We start from the raw sequence: 18932 nt of genomic DNA on the forward strand, positions 1-18932 counted from the left end.
TTTATCACAAAACTATTCCATCATTCCATTTTCTCTAAGGCTGGTGTATGTATGATCCCCGATAATAATATGATCCAGCAGAGTAATACCAAGCATTTCCCCGGCACGGAGAATACGCTGTGTTGTCTGTATATCTCCTGCACTTGGCTCTGTTACCCCACTTGGGTGGTTATGTACAAGCACAATACAGGTGGCATGATATTTAAGGGCAGCAAGATATACCTCCCTGGGGGTGATCAAAGTGCTGTTCACTGTACCCTTGGATAAAATCTCCTCTCCCAGAAGATGGCTGCGCGTATCAAACATCATGCACAGAAGCAGCTCCTGTTCTTCGTGTCTGAGCTGCTCCATATAATACTTTGCAATTGTATCCGGGCTATTCAGTGAGAGCTGTGGTCTTGCTGCCTCCCGTGCCATCCGCTTGGATAATTCCCCGATACATTTCAGCTGGATGGCTTTTACCTTGCCAATGCCGTTTATTTTCATCAGTTCCGGAAGGGACATATGCAGGATCCCAAGTAGTCCGGGAAATGAAGTCTTCTCTGTATGATTCAGTATTTCGTGTGCAAGCGTAAGCGAACTTGCGTCTTTAGTGCCGCTGCGCAGAATCACTGCCAGCAGCTCACTGTCGCTTAGAATCCCAGGGCCATCCTTCAGGCACTTCTCATATGGGCGCTGAGAGGGCGGCAGATCCATCATCCTGTAAGGTCTGCCCTGTGCCGGTAATGTGTGGATTTGATCTGATTTTTTCATATGATTCCTTAGCTTCTGGAATACGAAACCCATTTTAGCATAAAAACAGGGGGATGTACACTCTCTGAAAAAATTTAATTTCTTTTTTATAAAGAGTATGGAAGCTTATAATGAATACACAAGCCTGCAGATATGCCATACCTGCAGGCTTGCTCTTAACAGATCCTGTATAAAATCTTTTCAGTTTTTCCTTTCTTTTCTCCACTCTGGATCAACTGTCCTGTTTGTGTATCATACCAGTACAGCCCGGTCCATGCCCATGAAAACATGGTAAGAACAAGGCTTACCTTATAACAGGAATAGGCACTTCCATTCACTATGATCTGCTCTATACCCAGCTTTTTGGCTGCAAATTCACCAAGGCTCATGGCTCCCCGATTGTTGCCTGTACCGATAGAATACAGCAGGATTTCATTTTCACTGGATTTAAGAAATGCAGGAAGAGCCATTTCCATCATCTGATACCACAGGCCGTCTTCGATACGGAATCGTTTGTCCTGCTCTTTGCCTTTAAAAGTGCCTGTCATATGAATAAAACTGCTCTCTTTGACTGCTTTTAAGAAGGTATGATCAGAAGAACGTGTATATTCCCAGGAAATAAGAGAAAGGTTCCTGTCTGCCTGACAGATCTCTTCAGACCAAAGAATACCCTCCCTGGTAATCCTCTGTACGATCTTTCCAGAGGAATTATACCCGGAAACATCCAGAACCTTCTCTTCCTTTCCATCTGTGCTTTTCAATCGGATCTGGTTCACAGATGTTGGATAATGAAATTCAGGGATATCATAGCTTTGGATCACATTCTGGGAATATACGATCTTTCCTTTGCAGAAAACCTGATGGATAAATTGGATATTGGAAATATCCTGGGATGGATCCTGGTCAAGAAGGATCAGATCTGCTTCCATGCCTTCTTTAACAAAACCTTTCCGGTCTTCAATCCCCAGATGCCGGGCTGCATTGCCAGTTGCAAGTGTGATGGCTTCCATAGGGGTTAAACCTGCTTCCACATAATAGGCAAGCTCCTTATGCTCCACATCGCCGCCCATCATTTCCAGCATATTGTCAGTACCCATGGCGATAGGGATTCCTGCGTCATAAAGTACTTTCAGATTATGAAGGCTGTTTGTCAAACGTGCTGGATCTTTTTCATAGGTCATAGCATTTACAGTAGGTACAAAATGTGCACCGCTTTCTTTCCAAAGGCGGATCAGGTCATCATCCGGTTCCAGAGTCTCATCCAGAACGCCATGTTCAATGCCATAAATCCCTGCTTTCAGCAACTGTCGTACATCTTCTTTGTAAAATACATGGGCAGTGGTCTTCAGACCGTTTTCCTTGCCTTCACGGATGATCTGCTCCATAAGCTCTTTCTTGATCTTGGCAATAGGGATCCTTTTATCAAAATACCAGTAATCGCCTCCCTGATACGTGAATTTCAGAAAATCCACATTGGCCTTTTTTAGTTCCAAGATTCCTTCATGCACCTGCTCTGGTGTGGTAACTTCAATGGCCATTTCCTTACGGATCCAAGGATTATCTCCTCCCAGTGTATTGGCAGGATGTCCATCCGGAGCAGTGAAGTTAGGACCTACGATCAGCAGCTCCGGACCTTCCAGCCTTCCGGAACGAAGCTGTTCACGAAGCTGATAGATGAAATGTCTGGGAGCACACAAATCTTTAATGGTAGTGATTCCGTATGGAAATACCTTTTCCTGGAAGATCCTGGGCACTTCGTCCTTAAGAAATGCCATACTGTCTGCTTCACAACGGTTATTCAGCCCCTGAATATGCACATGACAGTCAATAAGGCCTGGCATCAAGGTCTTACCCTTGCCCTGGATCACCTGTGCACCCGGAATGGCCAGCGGATCAGAAGAAATATAACAGCCCCTAAAACCATCTGGATCACGCCAATCAGCGGAATCCCAAATATCTTCGGCATACCTGTTTCTCCTTCCTTTACACAGATATCCGAATTTACTGTTATTTTCCGAATATCTGTTCAAAATATGATGCAAACATTTCTTTTGGTGGAATTGCCATTCCTTGTTTGTCATCCCCCAGGATCAGAAGTGTATCTCCGGGCTTGATTACTTGTGTCAAGAGTTTTTATCAGCATCACTGGAAGGAATAGAATACTTCCGTGCAATTGCCTCTGCTACTTTCAGTCCATCCATAGCAGCAGAAGTGATCCCCCCTGCATAACCTGCACCTTCACCGCAGGGATAAATTCCTTTTTTGCTTCCTTCCAACTCCTTATCCCGGACAATCCTTACCGGGGATGAAGTACGGCTTTCTATTCCACACAAAAGAGCATCCGGTCTGTCAAATCCGGGCAGCCTTTTACCAAATGCCAGAATCCCTTCTTCTATAGAATCTCCGATTTCTTCAGGAAGAATCTTTCGTACATCTGTAAGTGTATAAGCACCGCAGATGCAAGGCTTGACCTGACCAAAGGAGGTGCTTTCCTGATGCTTCTGATAATCCTCAAACAACTGTACCGGCACTTTTCCCTTCCCTGCTTCCCAGGCTTTACGCTCCAGATCACGCTGAAACCGGATTCCTGCCATAGGATCATTTCCGGGAAAATCATCGGGTGAAACAGTTACGATAATAGCACTGTTGGCATTTTCACTGTCCCTGGCCTGATAACTCATACCATTTACCGCCAGCATCTGCTCTTCTGAAGAGGCATTCACCACATATCCGCCTGGACACATACAAAAAGAATAAACGCCCCTTTGATTGTCACAGGTATGGGTCACTTTATAGCTGGCAGGCCCAAGTATAGGATTCTCGGCTTCCCCATAAAGAGCCTGATTGATCATAGACTGGGGATGCTGGATCCGAAGTCCTACAGCAAAGGATTTGGATTCCATGTAAAGTTCTTTTTCATAAAGCATCCCAAAAGTATCTCTGGCGCTGTGGCCGATTGCAAGGACACAGATTTGTGCAGGAATCACTTCCTGATCATTGACCTTTACTGCCTGCAGCTTATCCTGTTCAAAAATCAGATCCGTTACCTTTGCATTGAACCGCACGGTTCCACCCATTTCCTGGATCTGATTCCGGAGATTTTCTACAATTCCAACCAGCATGTCTGTGCCTAAATGAGGCTTTTGCTGGTAAAGGATCTCCTCTCCTGCTCCTGCTTCCACAAATCGCTTCAGTACCTCCTGGTTACGGCCAAAGGTATCTTTTACAAGGGTATTTAGTTTGCCATCAGAAAAAGTACCTGCACCGCCTTCTCCAAACTGAACATTGGAGTCAGGATCAAGTACGCCGTTTTTCCAGAATGCTTCAACCTTTTGCTGACGCAGGTATGCTTCCTCACCCCGTTCCAGCAGCAAAGGTGCAAAACCTGCTTTCGCAAGATACCAGGCGCACATCAGCCCTGCAGGACCGCTTCCAACTATGACAGGTCTGGAGTGTAATGGGGCTGGCCCAGGCTTAGGAAAACAATAGGCCTTTTCGTTGGTTAACGTAATGTTTTTATCGTGAACTTTTTTTAATATACGGTTTTCATTATCTGTTTTTACATCTATGGTATAAACAAATTTTTTGTCTTCTTTATGTCTTGCATCCAAAGACTGTCTTCTGATCTGATAGGTAAAATGCTGATTTTGAAGATACAAGGCTTTTTGTATTTTCTTTTCCAGGGCTGCTGTGGTATGCCCGATGGGAAGCTTTAGCTGATTGATTCTGATCATATGTTTTCTCCCTGCTTATAAGAACTACCTGTTACTCCTGCACTGTGAAGTCCTGCACAGGCACCGCTGGACCAGGCCCATTGAAGATTATAGCCGCCGCAGGTGCCATCCACATCCATCAGCTCCCCTGCAAAATACAGTCCGGGACATAGCCTGGACTCCATAGTATGTGGATCGATTTCACTGGTATCAACACCGCCGGAGCATACCTGGGCCTGTTCATAGGGCAGGTATCCACACACTTCCAAGGGAAAGCGTTTTAATAAACAGGGCAGTTCTATATGACGTTTTTTTGAATAATTACAGATTACTTTGTTAAGCTTTTCAGGAAAAAGGCCGATCAGAAGTTCTCTTTCATTTTTTTGTGGACACCTTTTTTTTCGATTTTCCCAGAAACGATCCAGATCGGAAGTGTGGATTTCAGGCATAAAATCAATGCTAAGTGACACTTTTTCCTTGTTATAAAGGCTGCGGATCCCATATCGGCTGATCTGAAAAACCGGGATCCCGGAAATGCCATATTCAGTAAGCTGGACTTCTCCTTCTGCCCTATGCCTGGGGCTTCCATCAATTAGAAGAGTCACATTTGCCTGTGTCCGCACTCCTGCCCATCCGGAAAAATAGCTGCCGCTGCATTTGAAGGCTGTAAGTGCAGGCAGGGGCTTGATGATCTTATGTCCAAGTGCTGCTGCAAGCTGATAACAGCTGCCGTCAGAACCGGCAATCGCTGATGCACTGGAACCTCCGGAAAGGATCACCGCATCTGCTTCATAATGCCAGGTTTTTGTCAAAACGGTCCATTTGCCCTTTTTCTGATGCAGTTCTGTAGCCTTTTCATTTGTTTTTATTTTCACTCCCAGCCGGACAGCTTCCATGCATAGAAGTTCTGTCACACTTGATGCCTGACCGCTGCGAGGATAAATATAATTGTTTTTATTTACCGGGCAAAGACCCAGCTCTGTGAAGAAATCTAAAGTATCAGAAACAGAAAATGCTTTCCTGGCAAAAGATGAAAATTCCGGATCTGAGCCACGGTAATCCTCTGGCTTCTGGCTCAAGTTTGTAAGATTACATTTTCCATTTCCTGTAGCGGAAAGTTTCTTTCCTGGCTTATCATTTTGTTCCAGCACTGTAACACGGGCACCGGCCCTGGCAGCCATCACAGAGGCTATTAAACCGGAAGCACCGCCGCCTACAATTATCACATCTGACATAATATTCCTCAGCTATTATTGACAGATACCAGGAGCAAATGACTTTGATCCTGGTATCGCATTATTAATAATTTAATTTAAAGAAACAAGCTTTGCATCCACAAGCTTCTGAAGAGACATCATCACTCCTAGCTTTGCATGCTCCCAGGTAAGACCTCCCTGGAAATATACGGCATATGGCGGTTTTAATGGACCGTCTGCAGACAGCTCAATAGAAGAACCCTGGACAAAGGCACCTGCTGCCATGATCACCTGGCTGTCATAGCCTGGCATATCCCATGGTTCAGGGGAAACATAGCTGTCTACCGGTGCAGCAGCCTGGATCCCCTGGCAAAAAGCGATCAGACCTTCCGGTGTTCCTAAAGTAACAGCCTGGATAATGTCCTGTCTGGGTTCTTTGGAATCCGGAACAACCGGAAAACCAAGCCGTTCATAAATATTGGCAGCAAACACAGCACCTTTTAATGCACCTTTTGTTACCATCGGTGCCAGGAAAAATCCCTGGTAAAATGACCGGTTTACTCCTAAGGTAGCACCTACCTCCATGCCAAGGCCAGGACATGTCATACGGTAAGAAGCATTTTCCACACATTCCTTTGTACCTGCAATATAACCGCCGATAGGCGCAAGTCCGCCGCCTGGGTTCTTGATCAGGGAACCCACCATCATATCTGCCCCTACATCACTTGGCTCAATGGTATCTACAAATTCACCATAACAGTTGTCTACCATACAGATTGCATCCGGTTTTATGGATTTTACAAAAGCGATCAGTTCTCCGATCTGCTTTACAGAAAAAGAAGGTCTTGTCTGATATCCTTTGGAGCGCTGGATCGCAACAAGCTTTGTTTTTTCGTTAATAGACTTACGGATATTTTCATAATCAAAGGTACCATCCGGCAAAAGATCTACCTGACGGTAAGATACCCCGTATTCCTTCAGTGAGCCTTTGGAAGGACGGATCCCGATCACTTCCTCCAATGTATCATATGGTTTTCCGGCCGGGGCTAAAAGCTCATCTCCGGGCCGAAGATTTCCAAAAAGGGCAATTGCCAGAGCATGAGTACCACAGGCGATCTGTGGCCGTACAAGGGCTGCTTCTGTATGAAAAGTATCAGCATATACCTTTTCCAGTGTATCCCGCCCATGATCGTTATAACCATAACCTGAGGAAGAACCAAAGCATTCTTCACTTACTTTATTTTTCTGCATGGCCAGAAGCACTTTCATCTGGTTATATTCTGCTGTTTTATCAAACTGTATAAAACGTTCTTTTAAACTTTCTTCTATTTCGTGGCAAAAATCATAAACTCTGGAAGAAATCCCCAGCTGTTCATAAAGCTCTTTCATAATATTCCTCTTTCTTTACAGCATGAAAGCATGTAATTTAATATTTCCTGGTCATTATAAGCAAATTGATCCTTGTTGACCCAGATCACATCCTGTTCTCTGCGGAACCAGGTCAACTGTCTTTTGGCAAAATGCCTTGTATCTCTTTTCAGAATACATAATGCTTCATCTAATGGATATTCACCTTCAAGGTATGCAAGGATTTCTTTATATCCAAGCCCCTGCATGGAAACCATTCCCTTATGGCAGCCCATTTTCTGAAGGTTTTCCACTTCTTTTACAAGTCCGTTTGCAAGCATTTCGTCTACGCGGGCATCAATCCGCTGATACAAAAGCTCTCTTGGCGCATTCAATACAAAATACGCCAGATTGTACGGGCTGCTCCTCTCTTTTTGCTCCTGATTATGGCTGGAGATAGGAGTTTTATTCTGATGATAAAATTCCAGTGCCCGGATGACCCGTTTTACGTTATTTTCATGGATCTCTTCTGCGCTTACAGGGTCTACTTCTTTCAGCATCTGGTGCAGATAATGACTGCCTTTTTCCTGTACCATCTGCTCCAGTTCTTTGCGATAATCGTATTCACACTGTGCCTGGGTAAAATCAATATCTCTTGTAACTGCCTGGATGTAAAATCCGGTTCCACCTACCAAAATAGGAATATGTCCATTTGCATAAATCTGAGACACGGCTTCTTTTGCCATCTGTTGAAATTTTACAATATGAAATTCTTCATCCGGTTCCAGTACATCTACCAGGTAATGGGGCACACCATCCATTTCGCTGGGAGTGATTTTGGCAGAGCCGATATCCATATGCCGATACACCTGCATAGAATCTGCGGAAATGATCTCACCGCCGATTGCCTTGGCAAGGGCGATGGACAATTTTGTTTTTCCTACAGCAGTAGGGCCGGTTAAAACCAGTAAAGGCTGCTTCATTATATGATCCTCTTAAATTTCTTTTCTATCTCTGTTTTTGTCATGGAAATGATGGTTGGCCGGCCATGAGGACAATGATAAGGATTGTTAAGAGTCAGCAGCTGGTCGATCAGCTGGTCAGCCTCCTGGAAGGACAGTTTGTTATTTCCTTTCACTGCTGATTTGCAGGCCATAGTAGCTAGCCTTGCTGCAAAAATATTCAATGCATCCTTTTCCCCTTCTCCTGCCAGGTTATCTAGCATTTCCAGGAAAAGATCTTCCTCGGAAAATCCGTACAGGTCTGCCGGTACTGCGCTGATACTATATTCACGGCCGCCAAAGGGCTCGATCTCAAATCCTGCTTTTTCAAAAAACTCCCGGTTTGCCAAAAGACTTGCTTCCTCTTCCAGACTAAGGCTTACGATCAGCGGAGGGCTAAGATATTGGGAATGTGTTTCCTGTTCTTTAAATTGTTTTACAAAACGTTCGTAATTTACTTTTTCATGGGCGGCGTGCTGGTCAATGATGAAAAAACGATCATCAAATTCTACCAGCCAATAGGTTTCAAACAGCTGGCCGATCAGCCGGTGACGACTTCTGGATTCAGGTGCCAACAGTTTTTCCTCAAACAACTCCAGTTGTTTAGGAGCCTCCTGCTCTTGCTTTAGGATTTCCGACTCCAATGTTTTGTGGGCTGAAATATTTATGGCTGAATCAGATATTTCCTGCGTTTTCAGTTTTTGCGTTTTGGATTCCTGTATTTTCGGCTCCTGCTTGTCAATAGGATCGGTTGTATTTGCAGATGATTCTTCTTTATGAAGATTTCCGCTGAAAAGAGCTTCTTCTGCCTTTGTAAATGTGTTGCTTTTATAAACCGGAAGTTCTTCATAAAGTCGATCCTTCTGAACAACCGGATGTATATTTTGCTGCATCTGAGTCAGCCTTTTTGTTTCAAAGGGCTCAGGAATGTCTTTTCGTTCTACGATTGTTTTTGCTTTGGCAGCAGTTTCCTCAGGACCTGGTGAGACCTTTGGGATCATTTCCCTGTGAGTCAGTACATTTCTCACTGCTTCATAAATGCAATCATATACTTCAGGTCCTCTTGCAAAACGGACTTCCATTTTCCTTGGATGAACATTAACATCCAGATCATTTCCTGTCATCTGGATATGAAGAGAGACAAATGGAAATTTGTGCTGCATAAGAAAGCCTTTATAAGCATCTTCTATTGCTTTTGCAATAATATTATTTTTTACATATCTGCCATTAATATAATAATTTTCAAAAGAACGGGTGCCTCTGGATATTTCAGGCTTTCCCACATATCCCTGGATCTTCAGAAAATCATTTTCGTAAGATACCTCTAAAAGCGCCCGGGCAATATCCCGTCCATAAACATTATAGATCACATCTTTAACATTATAATTTCCAGAAGTATGCAGCTTAACCTGTTTATTCTGAATATACTTAAATGAGATCTCCGGGTGGGAAAGTGCCAGCTGCTCCATTAATGAAGAAATGTAATTTCCTTCTGCTGCATCGGATTTCAGGAATTTGCTTCTGGCAGGGGTATTATAAAACAGATTTCTTACAAGAAATGTAGTACCTTCCGGAGCACCCATTTCTTCCATAGATTGCTCTGCCCCTCCTTCGATCACATAACGGACTCCGCTTAATGCAGACGGAGTTTTTGTGATCAGTTCCACCTGAGAAACTGCTGCAATACTGGAAAGAGCCTCTCCACGGAATCCGAGAGAGGCAATGTTTTCCAGATCTTCTACTTTTTCAATTTTGCTGGTGGCATGACTTAAAAACGCAACCGGAACCTGATCTGCTTCCATGCCGCTTCCATTGTCTGTGATGCGGATCAGCCGTTTCCCACCGTCTGCAATCTCAACCGTCACAGCAGTAGCACCTGCATCAATGGCATTTTCTACAAGCTCCTTTACTACGGAAGAAGGGCGCTCCACCACTTCTCCGGCTGCGATCTTATCTATGGTATGTTTATCTAAAACTGCTATTTTTCTCAATATTTATCACCATCTGTTCTTGATCTTGTTCTGAAGATTGTAAAGTGTATTCAACGCTTCCATAGGAGTCAGATTTCCGATGTCTATGGATTTTAATTCCTCAATGATATCATTATCCTGTACTGTATCAAATAAAGACATTTGTGCCATATCTACCTGATCATAAACAACTTTCTGTTTTTTCTTTGGGGCTGTAAGATCCTTTACTGCGGCTGTAATATCTGCATCGCTTAATTCTTCTACCAGTTCTTTAGCACGCTGGATCACAGGCTCCGGTACGCCGGCAAGCTTGGCTACCTGGATACCATAACTTTTATCAGCTCCCCCTTTTACGATCTTTCGGAGGAATACAATATCATCCCCCTTTTCTTTGACTGCAATACAGTAATTATTCACACCTGAGATCTTGCCTTCCAGTTCGGTAAGCTCATGGTAATGAGTAGCAAACAGCGTTTTTGCACCGCACAGTTTTGTATTGCTGATATGCTCGATCACAGCCCAGGCAATTGCCAGCCCATCAAAGGTGCTGGTTCCTCTTCCAATCTCATCCAGGATCAGCAAACTCTTGGAGGTTGCATTCCGCAGGATATTAGCAACCTCTGTCATCTCTACCATAAAGGTACTTTGACCGCTGGCCAGGTCATCAGAAGCCCCCACTCTGGTAAATATCCGGTCAACAATCCCGATGGAGGCTTTCTGAGCTGGAACAAAGCAGCCAATCTGTGCCATCAGCACGATCAGTGCAGTCTGTCTCATATAAGTAGATTTACCCGCCATATTGGGGCCGGTAATAATGGAGATCCTCTTTTTATGATTGTCCAGGAAAGTATCATTGGCAATAAACATGTCATTTTCAATCACACGTTCCACCACTGGATGGCGTCCGTTTTTAATGTCAATGATCCCATTTTCGCTTACCTTGGGGCGCACATAATTATTCCGTTCTGCTACAAGTGCAAGAGATGCAAAAACATCCAGGGCGGCTACAGCCTTGGCAGTACGCTGGATACGTACCACTTCATTTCCAACTTTATCCCTTACATCAGAAAACAGCTGGTATTCCAAAGCATAAAGCTTGTCCTCTGCACCAAGGATCACATCTTCCAGGTCTTTTAATTCCTGTGTAATGTAGCGCTCGGCATTTACCAGGGTCTGTTTGCGGATGTAATTCTCAGGCACAAGTTCTTTAAAGGTATTGGTTACTTCCAGAGAATATCCGAATACTCGGTTATATTTGATCTTTAAGGATTTGATCCCGGTACGCTCCCGCTCTCTTGCTTCCAGTTCTCCCAGCCATTTCTTGCCATCTGTACGGGCTGTGCGGAATTTATCTACATCCGGATTATATCCTTCCCGGATGATGCCGCCTTCCTTCTGGGCAAGTGGTGGATCTTCGATAATGGCACTTTTGATCAGGCCTGTTACATCTTCCAGATCATCCATATCTTCGTAAATCCTCTTTATGATAGGAGCATCAAAATCCTTCAGAATCTGCCTGATATAGGGGATCATCTCCAAAGAGGATGCAAAGGCTACCAGATCTCTGGGATTTGCTGATTTATAACTGATCCGGCTGATCAGTCGTTCAAGATCATAAATTGGATTAAGGTATTCACGGATCTCATCACGCAGCATAGGCTTTTCTTTCAGCTCTTCCACTGCCATAAGCCGGTTGTTGATCTCATCTACATCGATCAGCGGCTGCTCCACATAAGAGCGAAGCGTCCTTGCCCCCATAGCTGTCCGGGTTTTGTCCAGTACCCATAAAAGGGATCCCCGCTTCTGTTTTTCACGCAGGGTTTCCACAAGCTCCAGATTGCGGCGGCTGGAACTGTCGATCAGCATATATTTCTCAGCAGTGTAGGGATGAATACTGGTCATTTGGGATAAAGCTGTCTTCTGTGTTTCTTTCAGATAAAGAAAAAGCGAACCAGCGGCAATGACGCCGCTTTCATAATCTGCGATTCCAAGGCCATCCAGCGTATTCACGTGAAAATGATCCTTTAATACGCGTTTACAGGATTCATCGTCAAAATACCATGAATCCAGAGAAAAAATACAGATTCCCAGTCGATTCTTCAGGTCATCTGTATCTATTCCGCTCATATAAAATGCATCGTTACAGATGATCTCAGCAGGTACAAATTTATTGATTTCATCCAACAGCTTCTGAGGCTTATCTACTTCTGTGAGGAAACAGTCGCCGGTAGTAACATCTGCAATAGCACAGCCAAAATGGTCTTCAATAGAAACAATAGACATAAGATAATTATTCTTTGTTTCATCCAAGGCCTGTGCATCCAGTGTAGTGCCAGGTGTAACGATCCGTATTACTGCACGCTTTACCAGTCCTTTGGCAAGCTTTGGATCTTCCACCTGTTCGCAGATGGCCACTTTATGTCCACGCTCGATCAGACGGTTTATGTAGGTTTCTGCTGCATGAAAGGGAATCCCGCACATAGGTGCCCGTTCTTCCAGTCCGCAGTCCTTTCCGGTGAGGGTTAGTTCCAGTTCCTTTGAAACCATTATGGCATCATCAAAGAACATTTCGTAAAAATCTCCCAATCTGTAAAAAAGGACACAGTCCTTGTACTCTTCCTTAGTTTTACAGTACTCACGCATCATTGGCGATAATATGGGAGTATTGGCCAAAACCCCTGTGTTTATGCGGGTTTTGGGCTTCTCTGAAGCTGTTTTGACCCATATATTACCCATATCTGTATTCGAACTGGTATTCTGGGTTGGTTTCTCTGTTGGCAATTTAATTTCCTCTTTCTGTATAGTTTTCTGAGAACTTTGCATATTCCTTTTTCATAAATTCATCCTCAATATGGGTGTAATAATGCGTCATCCTAATATCTGCATGGCCTACTATTTTGGCAGTAGTTTCGGCTGGAATTCCTGACTGTATGCAACGTGTAATAAATGTGTGCCGGAACATGTGAAGATGAATATTTAATAGCACAGGCATTCTCTTTTCCAGTTCAGCAAGTTTTTTTTCATTTGCATTTATTTTATCCATGATTCTTCTACATTCTTTACTTGCATCGTTAGGCGTATATGCTTTGCCGTTGCAGGTGGTAAATATCAGATCTGGATACATCGTTAATAAACTGTTTTCTTCTCCCCAGTGCTTACATTGCTTTTTATCAGCCATTTGTTTTGATTTCCACATGAGAAGTGCTTCTGAAACTTGTTCTGACAAAGGAACATTTCTGCAGCTTTTGCTTTGTTTTGGGGTCGTTATTTGTATAACAAATTTATGTTCCGGAAGAGGATTCCCATCATTGTCATAATATATGGAAACCTGGTTCAGAGTTTTATTGATATGGATTAATTTATTATCAAAATCAATATCTGCCCATGTAAGAGCACAGGCCTCCCCGATGCGCATTCCTGTATGTATTAATAGATAAAATAGTTCATAATATCTTGTATCTTTACATGCCTTAAAAAAAGTTTCTGATTGAGTTACACTTATGCATTGCATATCTTTTTTAACATCATATGATGCCGGTGCATAATCCCTGGCAGGTAGTTTTATATCCTGGACTGGATTTGATGGTATCATTTTACTATCAAAAGCTTTTTGGAACATCAGTTTCAATATTGTAAGTGAATGAACGACAGTGGCGCGTTTATAGCCTTCATTCTGTAAACTTTTGATTACACTGAGAATATTATCAGGTTTTACCTCAATCATCTTGAAGTATCCAATATACTCCCTTAACCTTTCATATCCATTGACGTAATTGTTAATAGTAGTATTTTTCTTACTATGGATAACGTAAAGTTCCATCCATTTGTTGTACCACTGGGATACAGTTATACTGAGATCATAACCTGCGATTCCATAACTTTTGCCTTCCAAATATGCACTCCGTGTTTTTTTTAGCTTTTGAAGGTTTGTTGCATACAAAGATACATATTTTCCTGTGCCTTGATTGTATATTCGAGTTTCATATCTGCCATCTTTACGCTGGCGTATTCCTTTTCCTAATTCCTTTCCATTTATTCCTTTTCCCATGTTTTCTCCTAAAACACAACTCGACAGTATAATAACATGCCCCAAAAAGAGTTTCAAGACATGATTTTACAATCCAATATCTGCTGAACCGACTTTTTGTCGAACTACTATTTCTATGGCAGAAGTATTTGTATAGCCCTTATAACGCATAAATAGTCAAGACCACCCGCTATTGTTCTGATTTCCACCCACATTGTTTCTGATATTGAATATATCGCAACTCGTAATGCGATTATGAAAGCTGGAAAAAATTATTGATGTGGGAACGACAAACGAGTTGGTAAAACAAATCGCGGGTAAAGTATGAAGTTGTGTGGTTCCTGCTCATAAGATGATGGACTATGAAATGCGTCTGCGGATTATCAATCAGCGTGGCGAGGACAATAATCAAATATCTATCCGTTATCTTGCAGATCATTCTGAGGTAGAGGGTTCGATTCCTGCGGAACCGCGTTTGGAAGATTTGTATTTATGGCTGTTTCCACAAGAAGTACATGGATAAAATTACATAAAACATGCACAAAATACAATAGTTAGTCAAATGAATACCAGAGATTGATACAATTAATTTTCCAAGAATACTTATTCAAATAATTTTTTTGCCTTCTCCAGATTCATTTTTCCATTCACTTTCAAATAAATTTTTGTAATTTTAAGCGGCTCACCCATCTCACTGCAAAGCTCCTGCGCCTGTGATAAAGGAATATAGATATCTTCATTTTCCGTTACTGCAGTTACTTTACATGGAAGATAAACAGTTTGCTGTTCATTTTCTTCGTGCCCAGTCAAGGATACCGGATGATCTGCCGCGCCAGAAAGCTCTTTTGTATTTCCAGCAAGTGCATAAGAAATGGTTAGATTTTCTCCCATTTGCAGGAATTTTTCCTGTTGTTTTTTTGAAATGGAATGATCATTTGAGTCTTTCATGTTTTGCAATGATTTACTTCCAAGCAACAACACCGGTGTATTTCCTAAACCATTCTGCTCCGGATTTTCTCCAAACGCATTCAGATCTATTCCTAAAAAGGTGGCTGTTTCCGTATAATCTTCAATCTTGATGGTTACTGGAATTTCCACAACGGGCCATATCTCTTTTATCCCTTCTATTTTTTTTGCCTTTTTCAAAAAATCATCACCATAAGTAAGGTCTCCAAGGGAAACCAGTGCTGAGTATTGTTTTTTCCCGTCCTGTATTCCTGAAAAAAGCTTTATAAAGAAAAATAATGCCAATATCAGAAGAAAACCTACAAAACAGGTAAAACTGTCTATTCTATTCTTTTTCAATGGGCATCCACCTTTCTGGTTTCTTCCAGAAGTATGTTTTTCTTATGAAGCTTGCCCAAAAGAAGTAGAATCACAGAAACAAGCAGTACTGCAATAACTGCAATAACGGAATACCACCAGCTGTTTGTTTCTTCCTGGTCATCCTCTATTTTTAAAGACTGGATTTTAGCTTCTTTGATCTCAGACTCAAACTCTGTACTTTCCTTATAAGAATTGCCGGCTGCATCCTCATAAGTAAGAATCAGTTTTCCGGTAATCCTGTTGGGAAAAGAACCGTCATCATCTTCTAATTTTCCTTTTACATACACACGGAGACTTCCCTGTACTGCGGTTCCAGCTTCTAATGTTCCTAAAAAAGCGGACTCTTTTGGGTTCAATCCGTCTGCTTCTAGCCGGACACTTGCATTATATATTTTATCCCTTCCAAGATTCATTGCTTTCACCGGAATTTCTACCGTATCCATGGTATATAAAACTGAAGGAATATCAGAAGCTTCCAGTTTTGCACGCGCCTGCTGAGTGATCTGAAAGGACAGCGTTTCTGTACCTGCCGCTCCCGTCGCTTTTGAATCTTCGTAATCCAGAGAAAAAGAAACTGTTGCCTGACCTGGAGCACAGTCCTCTGCTATAGTAACCTTTTGCTTTAGGGTAATTGCTTCTCCTGGAGTCAGTCTCTGAACATAAAAAGAGTTTCTCTCGAATTCAATTCCCTTTGTATCCGCAGAAATAGAAATCTTTAGACCAAATACATTCTGGCTACGGCTTTTATTCCGAAATGTAAATGACATTTCTGTGACAGTGCCTGCTTTTAGATTTTGTCCGGAAAGATTGTTATCCTCTAAAAGAACCTGCGGTTTATGTAGTATTTTCTCACCAGACGAGCTGGCAGAAGAACCGCCTCCACTATACCCTCCAGCAGAATAATCCCCACTATCTATAACAGGATCTGTGATCTGTGTTCCATTATCTGTATCAGTATTTCCATTTTCTATTATGACATGGATTGTCTTCTTTTCGTCCTCAGCAGAAGCGTCTCCTGATATAAATTCATCCAGGTCAGAATTTTGATTTTCCGAATCCGTTTTTTCAGGAGTCTGTTCCTCAGTTCCCGGGATCTTCTCATCTGTAGGATTGTTTTTTTCCTCTTCAAAAGGCAATGTACTGTCTACATCAATATAAGAAGGCAATGTACTGTCTACATCAATATAAGAAGCTGACTGATCTGCTTCCAGACCAGACTCTCCCACAAAAGCAGCTTCCATATCCCCTGCATCTTCTGCAAAAACAGATGTCGGCAGAAGCATCATGAAACTTAATATTGCGAATGTGGTTTTCACAAATTTTTTTTCCATTTTCAGGCTGTCCTTTCTCTTAAAACTCCGCCATCCATCTCATATACGTGATCACATAAAATCCGGATATCCTCATCATTATGGCTTGCCAATAAAATGGTTTTTCCACCTGTCTTTAAATCAAGCAAAAGTTCCCTGATTTCTGCCACACCGTGTTTATCCAGACCGTTAAATGGTTCATCCAGAATCAGGAAGCGAGGATCTTCCATAATGGCCTGTGCAATCCCAAGGCGTTGCCGCATTCCAAGAGAGTACTTTCCAACCGGCTTTTTCATATCCGGATCCAGTCCTACTTTTTTTAGGACCAGGCGGATATCTGCCTTTGAAATCATTCTTTTCATATCTGCCAGTATTTCCAGGTTCTTTGCACCGGTATACTGAGTAAGAAAGCCAGGCGTCTCAATGATGACACCAAGGCTTTCTGGAAAATCTACATCACAACCGATTTCTTTTCCGAAAACACGGATGGTGCCTGTGGTAACAGGAAGGAATCCGCAGATACATTTCATAAGTACCGTTTTGCCAGAGCCATTATTTCCTACAACGCCGTAAACCTGTCCCACCTTTAAGGTAAGATTTACTTCTTTTAATACCAGATCTTCCCCGAACCTTTTGGTTACGTGTTCTATTTTCACACAGGTATTTTGAAATTCAGATTTCTTCCACTTTTCCATTTAAAACACCTCCAAAAATTCCCATTAACACCAATAAAAATAATAGCAGAAATAACCACAATCCCGCTTTATCCATTCCCCAGTTTCCATCTGCCATAATCCATTCCACTGGGTAAAACCAGATCTGGTCTTTGAAATAGCGTTCATGAAGTATAATTCCAAAATAATAGCTGACAAAAGGAATCCCATATGCCATATAAGCTGAATTCCATAAGGTACCACAGATTCCACCAAAAGTGCTTAGAATACTTCCGATCAGTCCCATCCTAAGACCTTTCATAAACAGCTCCAGAAACTGTTCCTTTGGAAAGCTGCCTTTTATTTCCATAGGATAAAATATAACAAAATTAACAAGAAGTATGGTGCTTATAGCAAATATCCAGACTAAAAATCCAGATGTCATAACAGAAAAGACTTTTCCTTCCACATATAGCCTGCGGTTTGTCCTGGGAAATGCAGCTTTTAAAAATCCACTTTTATACTCCTGTAAAAAAGAATCACTCCACGGCAGTACCGCAGCTACAGGGATGGCAAAAGATACCATCTGGCTTTTCAATGAACCATCCAGCAGGCTGATAAAAGTTCCACATGTTAATGCTTTTTTCAAACTTGGATAAGTCTGACCTGCTGCAATAGAAAAGCAGGCAATCAGCCATGCCGCCAGGAAACTCCTGCCAAAAAGCATACGTTTTGTTTCTACCCGCATAGATATTTCCCTTTCTGATTATGTTTTTTCTCCCAGAAATTCAAAGGGATATTTTTTCATCCTGCGAAGTGCCAGAACCATAAGAACAAATAAAATACCTGCAAAGAACATACAGGATTGCCAGATGGTCGGAAGTAATGGATCATAGCCAAGGTTATGTTTTCCATATACAGCCTGGTTCAAAGGACTGATCCAGCAGATCAGTACATTCACCTGATACATTTCATATTTTTCCTTATGCAAAATTGCGGCTACCACACTGGGTTCCAGTAAAAATCCAAATACACTATAAAGTAGTCCAAACACCATGCCTTTTGTTTTTCCTTTATAAAGATTTCCAACAAGGATCACAAAACCAAGTGTCAGGGAATAGCAGAATAACAGGAGAAAAACCTGCAGCATACAGCCATACGGAGAGATACTCTCCATGACTCTTACTGTAGAGGGGACCTGCAAGTTTTTCCCCAGTTCAGAATATCCGAGCATGGCAGCAGTCTCGCTCCACAGGTTGCCCGGATAACTGTCCTTCATACACAGTACAGATGTAAATAGCAGCATCAATACTGCATAAAGAGCAGTCACAAGAATAATATAAATAAACTGTCCCAAAAGCCATTTTTTCTTTGTTGTTCGAATTAACTGATATGGAGTAACTGGTGTCATCTTTGGCAGGTCTGAGAACAGCAGAAGCAACAGAAGAGAACTGAGCAGTACTGCTGTTCCATCCCCAAAGGTCCAAAGAAATGGCTCTACGGCCTGTACCGGTGTATCATAGTTTTCCATAACAACCGTGATTCTTCCAGTGAGAAGAAAGCTAAGTACAAATTCCAGAAGGAAGGTAAAAATGACTTTTGGATTTTGAAAATAGCCAAAGAAATTGTAATGTACAATTCCAAGTACCTGCTTCAT

The 18932-nt window shown here is 42.3% G+C and carries 14 protein-coding genes; all 14 read right to left on the minus strand.

Translation table 11 applies throughout. From position 1 onward, the window contains the following. Window positions 1–12 precede the first annotated feature (12 nt). Window positions 13–753 carry a RadC family protein gene (gene radC / locus OCV61_RS05680; protein ID WP_262582705.1) on the minus strand — a complete coding sequence of 247 codons (741 nt, stop codon included), beginning with the start codon at window positions 751–753 and terminating at the stop codon, window positions 13–15. 155 nt (window positions 754–908) lie between these two features. Then, window positions 909–2600, minus strand: a complete 1692-nt coding sequence (locus OCV61_RS05685) for an amidohydrolase family protein (RefSeq protein ID WP_262582706.1) — start codon at window positions 2598–2600, stop codon at window positions 909–911. 255 nt (window positions 2601–2855) lie between these two features. Beyond that, the gene (locus OCV61_RS05690) at window positions 2856–4466 is read right to left on the minus strand and encodes an NAD(P)/FAD-dependent oxidoreductase (RefSeq protein WP_158420984.1); all 1611 of its coding nucleotides are present in this window, start codon (window positions 4464–4466) and stop codon (window positions 2856–2858) included. Next, a complete protein-coding gene (locus OCV61_RS05695; protein ID WP_158420985.1) occupies window positions 4463–5680 on the minus strand; it encodes a BaiN/RdsA family NAD(P)/FAD-dependent oxidoreductase in 1218 nt (405 codons plus the stop codon). Before OCV61_RS05695 ends, OCV61_RS05690 begins: the two co-directional genes overlap by 4 nt. Window positions 5681–5752: 72 nt before the next feature. After that, window positions 5753–7030, minus strand: a complete 1278-nt coding sequence (locus tag OCV61_RS05700) for a methionine gamma-lyase family protein (protein WP_158420986.1) — start codon at window positions 7028–7030, stop codon at window positions 5753–5755. After that, complete coding sequence (miaA, locus tag OCV61_RS05705; RefSeq protein ID WP_158420987.1) at window positions 7027–7971, minus strand: tRNA (adenosine(37)-N6)-dimethylallyltransferase MiaA; 945 nt, start codon at window positions 7969–7971, stop codon at window positions 7027–7029. The genes OCV61_RS05700 and miaA overlap by 4 nt, the downstream gene beginning before the upstream one ends. Beyond that, window positions 7971–9980 carry a DNA mismatch repair endonuclease MutL gene (gene mutL, locus OCV61_RS05710; protein ID WP_158420988.1) on the minus strand — a complete coding sequence of 670 codons (2010 nt, stop codon included), beginning with the start codon at window positions 9978–9980 and terminating at the stop codon, window positions 7971–7973. The genes miaA and mutL overlap by 1 nt, the downstream gene beginning before the upstream one ends. A 6-nt stretch (window positions 9981–9986) precedes the next feature. Beyond that, entirely contained in the window at window positions 9987–12605 is a 2619-nt protein-coding gene (gene mutS / locus OCV61_RS05715; protein ID WP_158421009.1) for a DNA mismatch repair protein MutS, read from the minus strand. 136 nt (window positions 12606–12741) lie between these two features. After that, window positions 12742–14007 carry a tyrosine-type recombinase/integrase gene (locus OCV61_RS05720; protein ID WP_158420989.1) on the minus strand — a complete coding sequence of 422 codons (1266 nt, stop codon included), beginning with the start codon at window positions 14005–14007 and terminating at the stop codon, window positions 12742–12744. 582 nt (window positions 14008–14589) lie between these two features. Beyond that, window positions 14590–15291 (minus strand): hypothetical protein, encoded by a 702-nt coding sequence (locus OCV61_RS05730; RefSeq protein WP_262582707.1) that lies wholly within the window; start codon window positions 15289–15291, stop codon window positions 14590–14592. Beyond that, the gene (locus OCV61_RS05735) at window positions 15288–16643 is read right to left on the minus strand and encodes a COG1361 family protein (RefSeq protein WP_158420990.1); all 1356 of its coding nucleotides are present in this window, start codon (window positions 16641–16643) and stop codon (window positions 15288–15290) included. Before OCV61_RS05735 ends, OCV61_RS05730 begins: the two co-directional genes overlap by 4 nt. A gap of 2 nt (window positions 16644–16645) precedes the next feature. Then, window positions 16646–17317: an ATP-binding cassette domain-containing protein gene (locus OCV61_RS05740; protein WP_158420991.1), complete on the minus strand. Its 672-nt coding sequence runs from the start codon at window positions 17315–17317 to the stop codon at window positions 16646–16648. Further along, complete coding sequence (locus tag OCV61_RS05745) at window positions 17295–18023, minus strand: ABC transporter permease (protein WP_244093070.1); 729 nt, start codon at window positions 18021–18023, stop codon at window positions 17295–17297. The genes OCV61_RS05740 and OCV61_RS05745 overlap by 23 nt, the downstream gene beginning before the upstream one ends. Window positions 18024–18041: 18 nt before the next feature. Beyond that, window positions 18042–18932, minus strand: a complete 891-nt coding sequence (locus OCV61_RS05750; RefSeq protein WP_158420992.1) for a hypothetical protein — start codon at window positions 18930–18932, stop codon at window positions 18042–18044.

Source organism: Blautia ammoniilytica (genome assembly GCF_025566965.1).
Lineage (GTDB): Bacteria > Bacillota > Clostridia > Lachnospirales > Lachnospiraceae > Blautia_A > Blautia_A ammoniilytica.

What these genes read in the sequence shown, in the direction of transcription:
- radC (WP_262582705.1), bottom strand. Translation starts at nt 753, where the DNA reads ATGAAAAAATCAGATCAAATCCACACATTACCGGCACAGGGCAGACCT.
- OCV61_RS05690 (WP_158420984.1), bottom strand. Translation starts at nt 4,466, where the DNA reads ATGATCAGAATCAATCAGCTAAAGCTTCCCATCGGGCATACCACAGCA.
- OCV61_RS05695 (WP_158420985.1), bottom strand. Translation starts at nt 5,680, where the DNA reads ATGTCAGATGTGATAATTGTAGGCGGCGGTGCTTCCGGTTTAATAGCC.
- OCV61_RS05700 (WP_158420986.1), bottom strand. Translation starts at nt 7,030, where the DNA reads ATGAAAGAGCTTTATGAACAGCTGGGGATTTCTTCCAGAGTTTATGAT.
- miaA (WP_158420987.1), bottom strand. Translation starts at nt 7,971, where the DNA reads ATGAAGCAGCCTTTACTGGTTTTAACCGGCCCTACTGCTGTAGGAAAA.
- mutS (WP_158421009.1), bottom strand. Translation starts at nt 12,605, where the DNA reads ATGATGCGTGAGTACTGTAAAACTAAGGAAGAGTACAAGGACTGTGTC.
- OCV61_RS05720 (WP_158420989.1), bottom strand. Translation starts at nt 14,007, where the DNA reads ATGGGAAAAGGAATAAATGGAAAGGAATTAGGAAAAGGAATACGCCAG.
- OCV61_RS05735 (WP_158420990.1), bottom strand. Translation starts at nt 16,643, where the DNA reads ATGGAAAAAAAATTTGTGAAAACCACATTCGCAATATTAAGTTTCATG.
- OCV61_RS05740 (WP_158420991.1), bottom strand. Translation starts at nt 17,317, where the DNA reads ATGGAAAAGTGGAAGAAATCTGAATTTCAAAATACCTGTGTGAAAATA.
- OCV61_RS05745 (WP_244093070.1), bottom strand. Translation starts at nt 18,023, where the DNA reads ATGCGGGTAGAAACAAAACGTATGCTTTTTGGCAGGAGTTTCCTGGCG.
- OCV61_RS05750 (WP_158420992.1), bottom strand. Translation starts at nt 18,932, where the DNA reads ATGAAGCAGGTACTTGGAATTGTACATTACAATTTCTTTGGCTATTTT.